General features: G+C 38.6%; 16 protein-coding genes. 4 read left to right on the top strand and 12 right to left on the bottom strand.

Annotated features, from left to right (window positions below; all coding sequences use genetic code 11):
• The first annotated feature begins 99 nt into the window (after nucleotides 1-99).
• Entirely contained in the window at nucleotides 100-1410 is a 1311-nt protein-coding gene (gene hemL / locus DFQ12_RS24510) for a glutamate-1-semialdehyde 2,1-aminomutase (protein WP_244211843.1), read from the top strand.
• A gap of 87 nt (nucleotides 1411-1497) precedes the next feature.
• On the opposite strand, the gene DFQ12_RS24515 is transcribed toward hemL, so the two are convergent.
• From DFQ12_RS24515 to DFQ12_RS24530, 4 genes are read right to left on the bottom strand one after another with little or no spacing between them, the layout of a single operon-like run.
• Nucleotides 1498-2076, bottom strand: coding sequence for a DUF4252 domain-containing protein (locus tag DFQ12_RS24515; RefSeq protein ID WP_120261680.1), 579 nt, complete (start codon nucleotides 2074-2076; stop codon nucleotides 1498-1500).
• A gap of 5 nt (nucleotides 2077-2081) precedes the next feature.
• Nucleotides 2082-2603 (bottom strand): DUF4252 domain-containing protein, encoded by a 522-nt coding sequence (locus tag DFQ12_RS24520; RefSeq protein ID WP_120261681.1) that lies wholly within the window; start codon nucleotides 2601-2603, stop codon nucleotides 2082-2084.
• 6 nt (nucleotides 2604-2609) lie between these two features.
• Complete coding sequence (locus DFQ12_RS24525; protein WP_147420471.1) at nucleotides 2610-3299, bottom strand: hypothetical protein; 690 nt, start codon at nucleotides 3297-3299, stop codon at nucleotides 2610-2612.
• Nucleotides 3300-3338: 39 nt separating this feature from the next.
• Nucleotides 3339-3854 (bottom strand): RNA polymerase sigma factor, encoded by a 516-nt coding sequence (locus tag DFQ12_RS24530; protein WP_120261683.1) that lies wholly within the window; start codon nucleotides 3852-3854, stop codon nucleotides 3339-3341.
• A 381-nt stretch (nucleotides 3855-4235) separates the two neighbouring features.
• On the opposite strand from DFQ12_RS24530, the gene DFQ12_RS24535 reads away from it, so the two are divergent.
• On the top strand, nucleotides 4236-5072 hold the full coding sequence (locus DFQ12_RS24535; protein WP_120261684.1) for a hypothetical protein: 837 nt from the start codon (nucleotides 4236-4238) through the stop codon (nucleotides 5070-5072).
• A gap of 47 nt (nucleotides 5073-5119) precedes the next feature.
• On the opposite strand, the gene DFQ12_RS24540 is transcribed toward DFQ12_RS24535, so the two are convergent.
• The 7 genes from DFQ12_RS24540 to DFQ12_RS24570 form a co-directional block, all read right to left on the bottom strand.
• Nucleotides 5120-5677 carry a DUF4468 domain-containing protein gene (locus DFQ12_RS24540; RefSeq protein WP_120261685.1) on the bottom strand — a complete coding sequence of 186 codons (558 nt, stop codon included), beginning with the start codon at nucleotides 5675-5677 and terminating at the stop codon, nucleotides 5120-5122.
• A gap of 68 nt (nucleotides 5678-5745) precedes the next feature.
• A complete protein-coding gene (locus tag DFQ12_RS24545) occupies nucleotides 5746-7041 on the bottom strand; it encodes a DUF3472 domain-containing protein (protein ID WP_120261686.1) in 1296 nt (431 codons plus the stop codon).
• A 199-nt stretch (nucleotides 7042-7240) separates the two neighbouring features.
• On the bottom strand, nucleotides 7241-7972 hold the full coding sequence (locus DFQ12_RS24550; RefSeq protein WP_120261687.1) for an AAA family ATPase: 732 nt from the start codon (nucleotides 7970-7972) through the stop codon (nucleotides 7241-7243).
• A gap of 22 nt (nucleotides 7973-7994) precedes the next feature.
• A complete protein-coding gene (locus DFQ12_RS24555) occupies nucleotides 7995-8492 on the bottom strand; it encodes a DUF1648 domain-containing protein (RefSeq protein WP_120261688.1) in 498 nt (165 codons plus the stop codon).
• A gap of 345 nt (nucleotides 8493-8837) precedes the next feature.
• Nucleotides 8838-9851, bottom strand: a complete 1014-nt coding sequence (gene argC / locus DFQ12_RS24560; RefSeq protein ID WP_120261689.1) for an N-acetyl-gamma-glutamyl-phosphate reductase — start codon at nucleotides 9849-9851, stop codon at nucleotides 8838-8840.
• A gap of 79 nt (nucleotides 9852-9930) precedes the next feature.
• A complete protein-coding gene (gene argG, locus DFQ12_RS24565; RefSeq protein ID WP_120261690.1) occupies nucleotides 9931-11115 on the bottom strand; it encodes an argininosuccinate synthase in 1185 nt (394 codons plus the stop codon).
• 142 nt (nucleotides 11116-11257) lie between these two features.
• Nucleotides 11258-11974 carry a GNAT family N-acetyltransferase gene (locus tag DFQ12_RS24570; protein WP_120261691.1) on the bottom strand — a complete coding sequence of 239 codons (717 nt, stop codon included), beginning with the start codon at nucleotides 11972-11974 and terminating at the stop codon, nucleotides 11258-11260.
• 576 nt (nucleotides 11975-12550) lie between these two features.
• Between DFQ12_RS24570 and DFQ12_RS24580 the strand changes: the two genes are divergently transcribed.
• A complete protein-coding gene (locus tag DFQ12_RS24580; protein WP_120261693.1) occupies nucleotides 12551-12814 on the top strand; it encodes a hypothetical protein in 264 nt (87 codons plus the stop codon).
• Nucleotides 12815-12860: 46 nt separating this feature from the next.
• Here DFQ12_RS24580 and DFQ12_RS24585 read toward each other — a convergent pair whose 3' ends face one another.
• Complete coding sequence (locus DFQ12_RS24585) at nucleotides 12861-14951, bottom strand: S9 family peptidase (RefSeq protein ID WP_120261694.1); 2091 nt, start codon at nucleotides 14949-14951, stop codon at nucleotides 12861-12863.
• A gap of 293 nt (nucleotides 14952-15244) precedes the next feature.
• Between DFQ12_RS24585 and DFQ12_RS24590 the strand changes: the two genes are divergently transcribed.
• The gene (locus DFQ12_RS24590) at nucleotides 15245-16870 is read left to right on the top strand and encodes a S8 family peptidase (RefSeq protein ID WP_120261695.1); all 1626 of its coding nucleotides are present in this window, start codon (nucleotides 15245-15247) and stop codon (nucleotides 16868-16870) included.
• Nucleotides 16871-16932 lie beyond the last annotated feature (62 nt).

Below are 16932 nucleotides of genomic sequence, written 5' to 3' on the forward strand. Positions count from 1 at the left end.
ACCTTTAAATAAGGAATATCACTGAATTCTTGATTCCTTACGTTTCCATGAGACTTATCTTGGCAAAAAAAGATAACTTCGCATTCAAATATAATGACTATGCAAGCACCTGATATTTCAAGAGCAAAATCTGCTGAATTATTTGAAAAAGCAAAACAATATTTCCCCGGCGGTGTGAATTCTCCGGTTCGGGCTTTTAAATCTGTATTTGGTACCCCATTATTTATAGAACGAGGTGACAAAGCACGTCTTTGGGATGCCGATGGCAATGAGTTCATCGATTTCTGCTGTTCGTGGGGTCCTTTGATTTTGGGACACAATAACGATCAAGTTCGCGAGGCCGTTGCCGCACAATTAGGTAAAGGATTGAGTTTTGGCGCACCTACTGCTCTAGAAAACCAACTCGCCGAATTGATTATTGAAAAAAATAAGTATATCGAGAAAATCCGCTTCGTCAGTTCAGGAACCGAGGCTGTGATGTCTGCAATCCGCTTGGCAAGAGGATATACCAAACGCGATAAGATTATCAAATTTGACGGATGTTACCATGGTCATTCGGATTCGCTTTTAGTGAAGGCTGGTTCTGGATTGGTTACTTTCGGAGAAACTTCTTCGGCAGGCGTTCCCAAAGCTTTTGCAGATGAAACAATCGTCATCGAGTTAAATGACAAAGACGCGCTGAGAGCTGCTTTTACAGAATTTAAAGATCAGATTGCTGCAGTGATCATTGAAGGTATTCCAGCCAACAATGGTCTATTAATGCAATCCAAAGAATACATGCATTTCCTACGTGATATCACAAAAGAAAATGGGAGTATGCTAATCATGGATGAGGTCATCACCGGATTCCGTATCGGTTTTGAAGGAGCTTCTGCATACTACGAAATCCAGCCAGATATTATCACCTATGGCAAGATCATAGGCGGTGGTATGCCAGTGGGAGCTTATGGTGCATCCAAAGAGCTTATGGCCTGTATATCACCTGACGGTGCCGTTTATCAAGCTGGTACCTTATCTGGGAATCCTGTGGCCATGGCAGCAGGTATTGCAGCCTTGACTATTTTGGCGCAAGATGATTTCTACACAAACTTAAATGCGAAAACCGCGGCATTCGTTCAGGATCTTCGTGATTATATCGCTGAAAAAGGCTATCAAGTACAGTTATTCCATGTTGCCTCTATTTTCTGGTTTGCATTTACAGAGCAAGAAGATATCAAGAAAGCAAGTGAAATTGATCCCGCTTCCATGGAATCATACAAAATCATGCACCGTGAACTCCTGAATAGAGGGGTTTATTTCGGTCCTTCGGGCTATGAAGTTGGTTTTGTTTCTGCTGCACATACCGACGCGGATTTAAATACCGCCAAGAAGCATATTTTCGATGCCTTGGACATCGTCTTTCATTCATAAAAGGAAAGTATAATACTACAATGCCCCAAAAACTATCTGAGTTTTTGGGGCATTTATATACTGTTTAATCAAGAACCGCTGTCTGAGCTAAAGTTCCTGTTGAACTACAGTATGGGTATCAGCCAATTTAGTGGCGAGCTTTTTATCCTTCGATTTTATCTTATTCAATCCCTGAACAAGCTCATCCAGTGAAAACTTACCTTTTATATCCATAAATACACTTTCATCTCCTTCATCATGGACCAATAGCGAAACCCGGCTGATCACATTATCTTTATCAATGCGCGCATTAATCGAGATCTCCTCCCCTTCACTGTTGATCACCAGTAGCTCCTCAAATTTGTTCTTCTTTAAAAACTTATGGTAATCTTCCAATATCAACATATTCTTTTCACGATCATTGTTTGATAATGTCATCATCCTGAATTTTTTCAACTTTTTGACGATGCCCGCCATGACCTGTGCATCCTCGTCGTTCTCATCCTGCAATGCCTTTTTGATAAATGGTTTTGTCAACCACATCGGCAAATTAATGGCAACGATCTCTGCATTATTCGAAACATTGGATCCCCTGACGAAATCCATGTTGGAGCCTTTTTTGATGATGCAGGATTGCAATGAAAATAGCACTCCAATTAGGCATAACAATGTTAGTAATCTTTTCATAATATCTACTTTTTATTGTTATTCTGTTTATCCTTACTCACTTTGTTGTTTCCCTCATTGACCAAGTTAGTCACGTCTTTCAAAGGTATTGCCCCATCAAGAATCATAAATAAATTTTGTCCATCTCCATTTATTGTAAGCAACAAATTGTTTAGGATATCTGCATTCGCAGACATATTCTCCACCATGAATCGAATATCTTGACCTTCACTGTTGAGCGACATAAGTTCCTCATATTTTAAATTTGAAACCGCACCACGAATGATACCTGTCAAGTCCTTATCTTCACCATCTTCTACAATCAACATACGTAAAGATTTAACATTCTTGAGTAGTGGCGTAATCGTTTCCATATCCTCATCATCAATTTTTAAGTTCCCTAACAATTTGAACATAGGGGCTCCAATTTTAAGCGTCGTTACTCCTTTTTTCCCTTGATATTGCTCGAAAAGTTTATCTAACTTGGAAATCTGTGCGTTTGCCATACTTGCTACAAGTAATAGGCAAGCTATTAATAATCCTTTCATACTATTTTAGTTAATCGATATTGACATTTGTTTTATATTCATTGCTTTATCTACTCCATTTTCCAGATTATTTGCCAATAATCCCAATGAACGGAGCGTCAGTTCTACAGCCTCCTCTTCGTTGGCAACAGGTTTACCGTTCAATACAACATAATCCGCTTGATAGCCTTCCTCCATTTGTTGTAAAGATTGAATAACCTTCTTCTTTTTCGCCATTATTCTATTTGATCGTACACGCTGATTGGAACGCGTCGAAGTATTTGCCGTGAGCATTGCACTTCGTTTCCTGTCTCTGCTTGCCACCGTCTCCACATCCGAATGAACTGTTGCTTCACTGTTCTCCGTCACCACCTTCGTCGACGGTCTTTGAGGCTCTTTCAGCTCTTTATTAGCAAGTACCGACGGCTGTGTTGCTGGCTCTTGATTCAGATAAAAGGTTAATCCCATAACCGCCAGGAGAATTGCCGCAGCTGCATATTTTATCCAGATATTGTCTCGCCATCGGATGATTTTCTGATCTGCTTTGACTTGATTTTCAAAATCCTCAAACGACCAATCCATTTTCACATCCTTTTCCTGATCCAATAGCTGAAAGAACAGTTCATCCGATTTTTTCAGTTCCCTTTCTTCCTCCGATGACGACTTGCCATCAAAGTATTTATCTTTCAATTCCTCTAATCTTCTGTTTTTCATCATTACAAATTTGAGTATCACTATTAATGATAGCTATTGGATCTATTTTTTATTTGAATAAATCCGGGAGCTTTCATAATCAAATAATTTTGTCAACTGTTCCTTTACTTTCTGTCTGGCCCGCATTAGATTAACTCTAACAGCAGACTCCCCCATTTCCAGCACTTCACCGATCTCCTCTATATCATAATCCTCCACATCGCGTAGGTGCATTACAAGACGCTGCTTCTCAGGCAGCGAGTTGATCATCTCTAAAATTATTTCTTTCGTATTTCCAACAGCATTTTCTGTTGTTGAAATAATCTGATGGTGTTCGGCAAAATCTGTACGGACTTTATCTCTTTTTATCCGATTTAGTGCTTCATTTTTAACACTCTGCATGCAAAATGCCTCCAAATTCTTATATTGATACAATTTATCTTTCCCCTGCCATAGACGCATCATCACATTTTGAACCGCATCAAACGCCTCATCCTCATCAACCAAGATCCGTTTCGCAAAGCGAAATAGCTTATCCTTATGGACGAAAACGGTATTCTTAAATTGCTCTTGGTTCATTTTAGTATTTAGTATTGAGATGTTAGATTTGAGATTTTGATCGTACAAACCTTCAGCTTACCTAATTTTTCTTTATTCGTTTTAAATACAAGTTATCTCATTTCCTTTACCATTTTTGCATTCTATATAAGCAAGACATCTCAAGCTTTCTATTTATTACATCTAATATGAATAATTTTTTTAAAATATTTATTTGTTCAAATAATAGGTTCTAATTGTTCTGGACTGTTAGGTGCTTTCAAGAACTATTAAACAAGTTTTATTGCAACTGAATATAACATATGCCTACAATCAAAACCTTGTTTTACCATTACTACAAACAAAAGATCCCGTACTATTGTTATTTAAGATGCTGAGTGTTAAAAATTTAAACAAAAGATCATGAAATACTACAGAATTACCGACATTACCGCCGCATTAACTTTATTAATCGGAGCTATTGGATGTAATAATTCAACCAAAAAGGGCTCCGACCATACAGATTCAATGGGTGGTCCCGATACAAGTATTGCACAGAAAATGGATTCTATTTCCGTTAGTCCAATTGCAGATTCAAAACAATTTCCAGGAGCGAGTCTAGGAATCTCTTCCATAAGCGCTGAAAAAGTAGGTACAGACTCCGCAAAAGTTACCGTGAAATATAATGTTAGCAACTTTAAGCTTACTGAAATGACAACGGACGAGCATGCAGCTCACATGGCAAACTCACATGATGGACAGCACATCCATTTTATTTTGGACAATAAACCATATACTGCATTATATAAACCGGAACACAGTGTCACTTTAGCTTTAAATTCAGAGCATTATCTCCTATCGTTTTTGTCGCGGTCTTATCACGAATCCATTAAAACAGCTGAAGCCTCAAAATTGATTAAATTCAAGATAGATGCAACGGGTAAATTGACACAGGAGCCGACACCTAAAGAAGCATCCTTATTCTATTCTCGTCCAAAAGGAGAATACAAAGGTGATGAAACCAAAAATGTCCTTTTAGATTTCTATCTGGTCAACACAAGTATTGCTCCGGACGGCAACAAAATTAGTGCGGATATTAACGGTCAAACTTTTACTTTGGACAAATGGGGTCCCTATGAGATTAAGGGCTTACCTATGGGGAATAACAAAGTAAAATTAACCCTGGTAGATAAAGAGGGAAATGCCGTTACCGGCGATAATGTATCAGTAGAACGAGATATTAAACTCTCCGAAAAATAGTCATTTAAAAACAAGAGAGTCGCATTCTAATGCGACTCTCTTGTTTACTACCAATCTTTGCCGTTAACTGATGTAAGTTTATCCTTTATCGATTGAATAAATTCATTTATTTTTTTGTCAATTAAGAGCACTTCCCGCTTACTGATTACTTTCCCCTTTTCAGTAAAAAGACCACTTGTACCTGCTGTCCAAGACTTTTTACCAATTAAGCTTAAAGTTTCATTTGACCTATATTTTATGTGATCAAAAATCGGTTCAAATCGAATCTTTCCATCTCTGAATTGCAGATCATATTTATAAATATATTGGGCATTTAGTCCCCCAACAAGATATCCATGCTCAACTTTAAGCCAATCATGTCCGTTGATAACGATTTGTTCATTCGCTATAACATTGGTAATTTCCTCAGGCCTTTCATAGTTTGCATTTATAAACTTGATCATTTCTTTAAAAAGTTGCTCTCTCGAAATACCTGGAAAGTCAATAATGACATATTTCTTGGTCAGATCAGTCATATCAACAAAACCATTAGACGTAATCTTCATGGATTGACCAAAAGTATGCGAACCACAAAGCATAAACAGTGCAAAAACAAGTTTCTTCATTTATAATATTTATTAATCGTTACCAAATTACTAAATATTTAAAAGAAAAACAGAATTATATCGATGTGTTATGGTAATTTCTCAAAATCAATTTTCGGTGCAGTATTTTTATTGACAAGGTCAAACTTGCTGCCCGGTTTAACAATCTCATTAAAGAAGCCTCCGTTTCTTAAAAAGTAGCCATTTTTTGTCGTTCCACCCATAGCATCAATACGTTGATGGGCACGGTAGGTATTATCAACACTAAATGAAACGGATTGAACAGGGCGCCATTGACCGTCATAAACCCATTGATTTTTAAATTCCACCTGTCTTCCTAGATATCCCTGATTCGGACTAAAATTCTCTAAGAAACTATGAAACCTTTTTAAATATGTATTTGTTTGCGGACGTTTGAAACTGGCGATTACATTCCATGCATTTTCCTCGGGTACAAAAAACCAAGCAGTATAGTCTGTATTTCCTTTTCCATCTGGGACACCCTTCAACAAGAATTTATAGGTTTCACCCGCTTTCCAGAAATATTTACGGTAACTCTGCCCACCGGATCCCTCGTTGCCAAATTCTCCTGTATGCACGTCTTTTCCTTTCTTCAATAAATGGATTTTTTGATCTTCTGGGATACTTTTCGGATCATCCGTATGGAAGGGGCTCCAAACCGAAAAAAGAATACGTCGTTCGGTCTCCGAGTTCACCTGTATCCCGAAGTAGCCCTCTCCAAAACCATTGGCCATAAAATATGAACCGATTTTATCTTCTCCTTTTGGTACAGTTACCTCATTGTAATAATAGCTGACATTCCCTTCACTCGGTATCGTATAATTTAAGTGACAGGAAGGACCACGACGTGACCAATAGTAATAATCAGGATCATTTGAGTAGGTAAGACCTTCAGATGCAGCTTCTCCACTAACGATTAATTCCGTTACATCGGCAAAGTTATCACCCGATTTACTTAATCCTTTTAAATTCACCTGTACGTAGCCCGGTGTTTTGACATCAATAGACAAGGCCGCTGTTTCGGATAACTCAGCCCCTTTGATATCTAAGGAGCTCTTTTTTCCCAAAGCAGAAATCTCTATTTTGGAGGAATTTCCAGCATCGGCTTTCGCTTTGAGCTTCAATTCAAGGTTTCCGGTTTTCTCTGTTCTGAAATATACCGATGCAATGCTTTGATCACTCGACCACTTCACCAATCCATTACGCCCTGAAATTTCCGCACCACCATCTTGTCCGGTAGTAATAAAAGCATTGCCCGCGAGCGGAACGGAATAAACTTTCGTAGAGGTCTGCGCATTAACACCTAATGAAAGGCAAGATAAGGCACCTAAAAAAAAATACTTAATAAAATGTTTTCTTTCCATTTGGGTATAATCTAATGGGCTATTGCCCGTTTCTTTTTTTATAATCACCGTTCCTACCCCTGCCTCTAGATCGTAATGTAGATTTATAATCGTTCAGGGAGACTGGATTATTTTATGAAGATAAAACTTAGATTGTGATGAAAAGAAACCAAATGTACATCAATCGATTGTGTAAAAAAAAACAGTAATAAATCAATGCCTATTCATGTAAGCCGAGTTCGGCAACCATCTTCTGATAATTATTCAGAAAATACTTATAGAGTTTAAACTGTTCTGTTTCTTCATATTCCACCTGTTGCAAGCCGAATTCAGACACGGTATAAATCTCTGCATCTGGATAAGCCAGCAAAATTGGCGAATGGGTAGCAATAATAAATTGAGACTTATTATTGACCAATTGATTCATTCTCGTTAGTAGCCGAAATTGGCTATTGATGGAAAGTGCTGATTCAGGCTCGTCAAGTAGATACAGTCCACGTCCTGAAAAGCGTTTGTGCATTAAATTAAGAAAACTCTCGCCATGAGAGCATTCATGCAATGAACCGCCATAATTTGTCTCAAGAGCTCCCAAATCATCTTCAAATATATCATCAACCTCTGTCGCTACATTATAAAAGCTCTCAGCACGCAAGAAAAATCCGTCATTTTCACGAAAGGCTGTTCTTATGACCTGCAGGTCATTAAAAAGTTCGGAATGGGAGTCTTTCGTATGGAAATTAAAGTTTTTAGTCCCTCCTTCGGGATTGAAACCAGCATTAATAGCAATAGCTTCCACCAACGTGGACTTGCCCGAACCATTCTCGCCAATGATAAAGGTTACGGGGGATCTAAAACGCAATTCTTTCAAATTCAATATTGAAGCAATATTAAATGGATAAGCTATTCGATCCTCGATTGGTTTTGTATTTCTTATGGAATGAATATAATGCATAGAATGTGATCGTAATGAAGTACTAAGCTTTCCGAAATGCCTGTGCAACGTAATAGATCACAGGAATAAAAATAAATCCCAGTGTCAACGGAAAAAACCATTCGCCCAGCCCATCTGAAGTTCCTGCCGAATTTGGAATAGCCTTGAAAGTGATTACACCAAAAATAACTACAACAATAAATTTCAAGTACCGTATCATACAACTTGCGTTCGCATATTGCCGGAAGGCATTTTCTTCAGTTATCCGAACGGGATAGTTAAAAATATGTGGAAATCGATTTAAGATGGTCATCCCTATAAATAATATTGTGGCAATAATTGGCAAAGCCAAAATAGTCTCTTTCCCACCAAAATTATCCGCATTTCCTGCAGCATTATAATGCACTGGAATAGTTTCAGGTAGTTTATAATAATTTATAGCAACCAGATACCATAACGTGAATAAGGACAGGTAACCAATTAATTCCAATATGATATCGCCGAGCGTCGTTATGAGTTTTATGCGTGGTCTTTTTTCCATTTTGAAATTGGTTATCGCTACATTGATTTGGCTAAACAAGATCGAATTAAACTCGATTTTATACTCACTAAGTTAAGAAACATACGGTAACAATACAATGCATAAACCGAATGCGAACTGCTCCAATATTTGCATTAAAATCGGCCTAATACCTAAGCTGTCATTGAGCGTATTCACGTTATTCTTTATACAAACCGCAGCGGGCATAAAAAAAGTGAAGCGGTTATCCTCTTCACTTTTCCACACAGTGTTAATAACTATGTTGATAACTGTATTTTATAGAGTTCTCACCTATTTCGATTATTCACATTCTGTTAATACAGCTGTTGAATAACTCATAAATAACTAAAAGCCAACGCTCTTTAAATTTAATCCTGTACGCTCATTCAATCCGAACATTAAGTTCATATTTTGCACGGCTTGTCCAGATGCTCCTTTCAACAAATTATCTGTAGCATTTAAGATCAGCAACTTATTTCCATGTTTCTCCAAATGGATAATACTTTTATTGGTATTTACAACTTGTTTGAGGTCGATATTGCTGCGGCTAACGTGCGTAAATGGATGTGTTGCATAATACGCTTCGTACAACTCGTAAGCTTGTTCCTCCGTCAAATCGGAGTCTACATAAATCGCTGAGAAAATTCCCCTTGCAAAATCACCACGCTGTGGAACGAAATTTATCTTTTCAGCAGCCCGCGCTAACAACGAATCACCAGATGCTGGTAAAAATCCATTTTGCAATTGATCCAAGGACTCCGAAATTTCCTGTAGGTGTTGGTGTTCAAAAGACTTGTATGCAGAAAGATTGTTGTTACGCCAAGAGAAGTGCGTGGTCGCCCCAGGCTTCTGTCCGGCACCAGTAGATCCCGTCGTTGCATTGACATGAATCTGATCAGGTAATAAGCGCTTGCTCGCCAATGGCAATAATGCCAATTGAATATTGGTGGCAAAACAACCCGGATTGGCGATATACTGTGCAGATCTGATCGCTTCCTTGTTTAGTTCTGGAAGTCCATATACAAACTGCTGTCCTTGATACATTGTATTTGCCCGAAGACGATAATCCTGCGAAAGGTCAATAATCTTTACAGCTGATGCTACCGGATTTGCGTCTAAAAACTTACGTGCATCACCATGTCCTACACATAGAAACAAGACGTCAATATCGCTATGAAAGTCAGAAGAGAAGGTCAGTTCTGTATCACCAAACAGATCATTGTGAACTTCATATAATTTGTTTCCTGCGTTAGATGCACTATTAGCAAACACAATCTCTACTTCAGGATGATAAATCAATACCCGCAATAATTCTCCACCAGTATATCCTGCTGAACCAACGATTCCTACTTTTATCATATTTTTATTTCGTATTGAGTAGCTAGTATTAAGAAGTTACTTCTGCAAGCCTCTGGCTTACAGAAGTATCCTTATTCCTTTATTTTTGATTTACTTTATGCCAGATAATAGTCTGGTTTCCGAAAATTTTAGAGAAACCTTTCACATCATCACCCGTATAGCCTTTATTCATCTCACCGTAGCTACCGAATTTATTGGACATTAAATCGTGCTCTGACTCAATACCAATCACAACAAAACGATAAGGATGTAATTCAACAATCACACGGCCCGTTACAGTGTCTTGTGAAGACTGTAAGAATGCTTCAATATCGCGCATCACAGGATCGTGCATCTGTCCTTCGTGCATATAATTTCCATAGAAAGCAGCGATTTGATCTTTCCAAGATAATTGCCATTTAGTCAGCGTATGTTTTTCCAAGGTGTGGTGTGCCTTAATTAAAATCACTGAAGCTGCGGCTTCAAAACCTACACGACCTTTGATACCAATAATTGTATCACCTACGTGAATATCACGACCGATGCCATAAGGTTGCGCAATAGCCTGCAATTCCTGAATGACTTTCACAGATGCCATTTTCTCTCCGTTTAAAGCAACTGGCTCACCTTTTTCAAAATCTATCGTGATCTGTTGGGGCTCTGAAGAAGTCACTGGCGTTGGCCATGCCGATTCCGGTAAATATTGATTGGATGTCAATGTTTCTGCTCCACCGACGGAAGTACCCCAAAGACCTTTATTGATCGAATACTTGGCTTTTTCTGCTGAATATTCAACACCATGTTTATTCAAGTATTCTATTTCCGCTTCACGGGATAACTGTAAATCACGAATAGGTGTAATAATTTCAACGCCTGGAATCAAGGTTTGGAAAATCATGTCAAAACGTACCTGGTCATTTCCAGCACCAGTAGAACCATGTGCCACACATTCAGCTCCGATTTTCTTCGCATAGTTTGCAATGGCAGTAGCCTGACATACACGTTCAGCGGATACTGACAATGGGTATGTTGCATTTTTCAACACGTTACCAAAGATCAAGTATTTAATAGTTTCGCGGTAATAGTCTGCTGTTTCGTCAATCGCTGTATGTGATTTCACGCCTAATGCATAAGCACGTGCTTCAATATTCTTCAATTCTTCATCCGAAAAACCACCTGTATTTACGACGACGGAATGAACCTCTAAACCTAAATCTTGCGTCAGATAAATACAACAAAACGAAGTATCTAATCCTCCGCTGAATGCTAAAACTACTTTTTTCATTGAGATAAATTGTTTTTAATGTGGTGAAACGATTATGAACCAATCCGGTTCTATTCAAACCTTAAATTGACCGTTTCATCCCCTGTTCATTATTTATTTTCAATGGCTGCTACGCCAGTTGACATGCTATGTATGATTCTTATTAAAATCCTTTGGCAACTTTATTATGCTTTGGAAAATTGACCGCAATAAATTTATTTGCCGACTTCCAAAACTTTGCCTGTATACGTTTTAATAACGATTGTTTTTGTGTGATTCTTTCCAAACGCTCCTTTGCCTCATGCTTGCGCTGAATCTTTTCTCTCAGTTCACGTTCTTTTTCTTCTGGATCCCAAAGCATAGCGGTACACATGCAATTCTTACGATCTTTGCTCATTAAAATCTCGTAATTAACACAGCTCTGGCATCCTTTCCAAAATTCGTCATCGGTCGTCAATTCTGAATAAGGTACTGGCTCGTATCCCAGCTCTGAATTAATTTTCATGACTGCAAAACCCGTGGTCAGACCAAATATCTTCGCTTTGGGATATTGCTCACGAGACAAATCAAACACCCTTTTCTTAATGGCCTTTGCCAAACCAACTTTTCGAAATTCGGGATTGACAATAAGTCCTGAATTTGCGACGTAATCGCCGTGGCCCCAAGTTTCAATATAGCAAAACCCTGCCCATCGACCGTCTTTATGCAAAGCAATCACTGCTTTACCTTCATTCATTTTCTTGGCAACATACTCTGGTTTACGACGTGCAATACCAGTACCACGAGCCTTTGCAGACTCGAACATTTCGTTGCAAATAACCTCCGCATAGTGCGCATGCTCAGGCTTAGCTGGAATAATTAAAAAATCTGATATAGTCATTGACTTACGACCCTAATAATAAAACAACAACTATTGCTGCGTTTTGTTACTGAATAAATAAAATAATGGATTCAAAAAACCATCGGACAATCATGGTTTTGCTTGGAAAGATTCACTACCTCAAATCAAGCCCGAGGTAGTATGGGTCGTCGGAAGCGTAAAACAGGCATTTCTACGAAAATGAAAGCACAGAAGACCTTTCTCATAAACTTCTCAAAAGTTTGAGTATAAGAATAGTCGTTCTTTTTGCTCTGTTTCATTTTTATTTCTCTGTCAATTGTTTCTGACGATGCAAATGTATAAAAATATTTTTTTCTTTTCCACAATATTATCATGGATTTTTTGCAAAAATTAAAAAATTACAATCAAGCATCAAAACCGCCCTGTAACCTTCATTTTCAAGCAATTAATCAACTATAACTGGGGCATGCCCACACACTACAACCGATATTAATTTGACAATAAAACTGATAAAGGTTTAAGGCTTTGTCAATTGAAAAGCTGTGTTTTTTCTATGGGTTCGTTATTTTTAGACAAAAACGATACTTTTGTATACATCATTTAGAGGAAAATAGCATGTCACCGAGTTTAATTTTCTATATTATTTTTGCTGTACCCTATATCATCTTTATGTATTGGCTTGTCAAACAGGACAAACGTAAATATGCTTGGGGGCTTGCAATCATTACCATAGTTGCCATATTGGCGATCTACGTATCGCAGAAAGCAAGCAAAGTTGCGATGGACAACTATCAACAACATCAAATCGATTCTCGAGAAATCGAACGTGAAGAACGTTTACAAAAACAACAGGACAGCATTAATCATGCTCAACAATAAAAAAGCGGCTTTTGCCGCTTTTTTATTGTTGTCATCATATTCTATTTTAGCGGTTGATCCCTTCCAGTTTAAACAGAAAGGCATATTCCATCGCAATTTCTTTCAGATAGTCAAATCTGCCCGAGGCACCTCCATGTCCATAATCCATATCCGTCTTCAAGAGTAAAATGGAATTCCCGGTTTTGACCGTCCGTAATTTTGCTACCCATTTGGCGGGCTCAAAATATTGAACCTGGCTATCGTGCAATCCCGTTGTAACCAGTAGATTTGGATATTCTTGTGGTTCGATATTCTCATAAGGTGAATAACTTTTCATATAAAAATAAGCATCAGATTCATTGGGATTGCCCCATTCATCATACTCATTCGTCGTTAATGGTATTGTCTCATCCAACATGGTATTCACAACATCCACAAATGGCACCTGTGCTATAATACCCTGATACTGCGCTGCTGCAATATTCGCAACTACACCCATCAGAAGTCCTCCGGCACTGCCTCCTTGCGCATAAAGGTGGTCTGGCGATGTATAACGCTGTTCAATAAGACACTTACCACAATCCACAAAATCATAAAAAGTATTCATTTTACGCATCATCTTCCCATCCTCATACCACAGACGCCCCATTTCTTCGCCCCCACGAATATGTGCCAATGCATATATAAAACCACGATCCAATAAACTCAAGCGATTGCTGGAAAAACTAGGATCCATAGAGGCTCCATAAGAACCATAGGCATATTGCAATAAGGGAGCCGTGCCATCTAATTGAGTTCCCTCCTTATAAACAAGAGAAATAGGTACCCTTGCTCCATCCCTCGCCACGGCATAGATACGTTCAGTCTTATAGGCACTCTGATCATAGCCGCCCAAAACTTCCTGTTGTTTCAACAATGTTTTGCTGCGATCCCCCATATTATACTCATATACGGAACTAGGTGTTACCAATGAAGTATATCCATAACGCAGTTTTTCGGAATTATATTCAACATTTATCCCTGGATATACTGTATAGGCCACCTCTCCAAAATCCAGATAATGCTGCTCTTGGCTGTTCAGGTCATAAATTGCCAACTGTGTCAATCCATCTTTTCGTTCAGCTATTGCCAAAAATGAACTGAATTCCTCAATATCGCTTACGAGGACATCTGGCCGATGCGCTATAAATATGGTCCAATGTTCCCGATCTGTTTTGTCCAATGGACATTGCATAATTCGGAAATTAATCGCATCATCATTCGTCAATATTAAAAAACGATCTTGCAAAGGAACTATGGTATAAAGCACATCATTTCGGCGTGGTTGAAACACCTTAAAATCATTATTGGGAAGATCGGCATCCAACAACCATATTTCGGAGGACAGGGTACCTTCCGAACTGATAATAATGTATTTCCCATTTTTTGATTTACCAACTGCGATATAATTTGTGTTATCTTTTTCCTCATACACAGACACATCTGTGGAAACATCGGTTCCCAGTGTATGCCGCATAATTTTTTCACTCAGTAATGTGACCGGGTTCTTGGCTGTATAAAACAGGGTCTGGTTATCATTAGCCCAAATTGCAGCACCTTCTGTATTAGCGATCCGATCGGGATAGATCTCACCTGTCTCCAGATTCTTGATATATACCGCGTATTCCCTTCGGGAAACCGTATCCACACTAAAAGCCAGCAAGCGATTGTCAGGACTGATCGAAAAGCCTTTTGCTGCGTAATAGGCATAACCCTCTGCGAGATGATCTATATCCAATAATAGCTCTTCGTCAGCATCCAAGGTCCCTTTCTTACGGCAAAACTTGAAATATTGATTCCCTTCCTCTGTTCTACTGTAATAATAGTAACCATTTTTAAAATAGGGTACCGACTCATCTTTTTCCTTGATACGGGATTTCATTTCCCGGAATAAGTCTCCCTGAAAAGATTCCGTCTCCTTTAACATCGCGGCAGTATAGGTATTCTCCGCAGTCAGATAGTCGATAACTTCTGCTGATCGTTGTCCTTTTTTGAAATAGTCAATCATCCAGTAATAATCATCAATGACAGTATCTCCATGAATTTGTCTTTTGCGTGGATGTGCTGCTGCTATCGGGGCCAAAACTTCGGGCCACTGTATATTTTTGTTATCTTGCATATATTAATATGAATGCGCTAAATCTCTTTTTTAATAAAAACAAATACGACTTGTACTTTGCTATTCGTCATCACTCCCCAGAACATTGAATTTAATGCATTTCTAGAGAAATAGCAAAACTATATATAAACAGGAATAGATCGACTGTAAATATCCCCTTCATTTTGATATATAGTATAAGCTGACCTATTCTGTATCCTTCATTATCTATATAAAAAGTCACTTTTAATAAAAATTAACAATTCAACAGGGCCAATAATACTATATTTGCTACTGTGCTAGGAGAAAATTTTATGAATTTAAAGAAATCACTATATCTGATTGCCTTGGGTGCTTTGCCGATGACCTCGTTTGCTCAGGCTGAGGCTGTTCCTCTGAATTGGTATAACTTAGATTACAACACGGATGGTGTAATGGGTATCAGTACGGAGAAAGCGTATAAAACTTTATTAAAGGGGAAAAAATCAACACCTGTTATTGTCGGTGTATTAGACGGTGGTGTGGATGTTTCCCACGAAGATCTGAAGGATGTCGTTTGGATCAATACAAAAGACAGTGTTTCCAATGGGAAAGATGCTGATGGTAATGGCTATATCAATGACAAATATGGCTGGAACTTTATTGGTAACGCCGATGGGAAAGATGTTCAATTTGACAATCTGGAATTAACACGACAATTGCGGATTTTAGACAAAAAATTCGCCCATGTCACCCCAACCACTGAGCTGAATGAAGCGGACAGAAAGGCTTTTTTGGCGTATCAAAAAATGGTGGCAAAATACAAGAATAAGCTCGAAGAAGCCAAAATGGGCCAATTTTCCTATGACGCTCTTAAACGCAACTTGGACGCTGTGGTTCGTGAAATTGGTAAAAAACCAGAGGAAATCACATTGGCCGATCTAGAGAACTTCAACCCAAAATCGAACAATCAACGTATCGCTCTGGGTTATGCAAAAGACGAAATTCAAACGAATGGCTTTGTCAAATTTTTTGATGATATCACCGAGGGGGCGAAGTATTTCAACAATCAAGTTGACTACCATTTAAATAAAGAGTATGACTCCCGTCCCATTATTGGCGACAATTACGAGGATGCCTCCGAACGTCATTACGGAAATGCGGATGTAAAGGGACCTGACGCGCTCCATGGAAGTCATGTTGCGGGTATCATCGGCGCTAAACGCAACAATAATATTGGTATAAACGGTGTCGCAGACAATGTCAGGATATTAACAGTACGTTTAGTTCCGGATGGCGATGAACGGGACAAAGATGTCGCAAATGCGATCCGTTATGCAGTAGATAATGGAGCGAAAGTGCTCAACATGAGCTTCGGAAAAAGCTATTCACACAACAAGCAAACTGTGGATGATGCTGTTAAGTACGCTGAGTCCAAAGATGTTCTACTGGTACATGCTGCCGGAAATGATAGTGAGGATAATGATGTGGAACCCAATTTTCCAATGAAATACTATACGAATGCGAAGGGGGACACCACAGGAATAGCAAATAACTGGATCACTGTTGGCGCAAGTGGTTTACATCCGGATAATGAACTTCTGGCAGATTTTTCCAATTATGGCAAAAAAACAGTTGATGTTTTTGCTCCCGGGGTTCGAATTAATTCCACTATTCCAGATTCAAAATATAAAGAAGAACAAGGTACAAGTATGGCTGCCCCTGTCGTTGCGGGACTAGCAGCTATGATACGTTCTTATTACCCCAACCTCTCTGCAGCAGAAACCAAGCAGATCATTCTAGAATCTGTTGTAAAACCGGAACAAACGGTCCAGGTAAAAATTAGTGAAGAGGCTACAAAAACGGTCAGATTTGCGGATATTTCTGTAACTGGAGGGATTGTCAATGCATATAACGCCATCATAAAGGCCGAAGAATTTAGTAGTAAAAAGAAAAAATAAATAATATTCTCATTTTTTGTATACCAAAATCATCTTTTGTCCGTTTAATTAATTAACTTACA

The organism is Sphingobacterium detergens (assembly GCF_003610355.1).
GTDB lineage: Bacteria > Bacteroidota > Bacteroidia > Sphingobacteriales > Sphingobacteriaceae > Sphingobacterium > Sphingobacterium detergens.

Bases quoted from the DNA above. Each gene is read 5' to 3' on its own strand.
- DFQ12_RS24585 (WP_120261694.1), bottom strand. From the start codon at position 14,951: ATGCAAGATAACAAAAATATACAGTGGCCCGAAGTTTTGGCCCCGATA.
- argC (WP_120261689.1), bottom strand. From the start codon at position 9,851: ATGATAAAAGTAGGAATCGTTGGTTCAGCAGGATATACTGGTGGAGAA.
- DFQ12_RS24570 (WP_120261691.1), bottom strand. From the start codon at position 11,974: ATGACTATATCAGATTTTTTAATTATTCCAGCTAAGCCTGAGCATGCG.
- DFQ12_RS24580 (WP_120261693.1), top strand. From the start codon at position 12,551: ATGTCACCGAGTTTAATTTTCTATATTATTTTTGCTGTACCCTATATC.
- DFQ12_RS24545 (WP_120261686.1), bottom strand. From the start codon at position 7,041: ATGGAAAGAAAACATTTTATTAAGTATTTTTTTTTAGGTGCCTTATCT.
- argG (WP_120261690.1), bottom strand. From the start codon at position 11,115: ATGAAAAAAGTAGTTTTAGCATTCAGCGGAGGATTAGATACTTCGTTT.
- DFQ12_RS24535 (WP_120261684.1), top strand. From the start codon at position 4,236: ATGAAATACTACAGAATTACCGACATTACCGCCGCATTAACTTTATTA.
- DFQ12_RS24530 (WP_120261683.1), bottom strand. From the start codon at position 3,854: ATGAACCAAGAGCAATTTAAGAATACCGTTTTCGTCCATAAGGATAAG.
- DFQ12_RS24515 (WP_120261680.1), bottom strand. From the start codon at position 2,076: ATGAAAAGATTACTAACATTGTTATGCCTAATTGGAGTGCTATTTTCA.
- hemL (WP_244211843.1), top strand. From the start codon at position 100: ATGCAAGCACCTGATATTTCAAGAGCAAAATCTGCTGAATTATTTGAA.
- DFQ12_RS24520 (WP_120261681.1), bottom strand. From the start codon at position 2,603: ATGAAAGGATTATTAATAGCTTGCCTATTACTTGTAGCAAGTATGGCA.
- DFQ12_RS24540 (WP_120261685.1), bottom strand. From the start codon at position 5,677: ATGAAGAAACTTGTTTTTGCACTGTTTATGCTTTGTGGTTCGCATACT.
- DFQ12_RS24525 (WP_147420471.1), bottom strand. From the start codon at position 3,299: ATGATGAAAAACAGAAGATTAGAGGAATTGAAAGATAAATACTTTGAT.
- DFQ12_RS24590 (WP_120261695.1), top strand. From the start codon at position 15,245: ATGAATTTAAAGAAATCACTATATCTGATTGCCTTGGGTGCTTTGCCG.
- DFQ12_RS24555 (WP_120261688.1), bottom strand. From the start codon at position 8,492: ATGGAAAAAAGACCACGCATAAAACTCATAACGACGCTCGGCGATATC.
- DFQ12_RS24550 (WP_120261687.1), bottom strand. From the start codon at position 7,972: ATGCATTATATTCATTCCATAAGAAATACAAAACCAATCGAGGATCGA.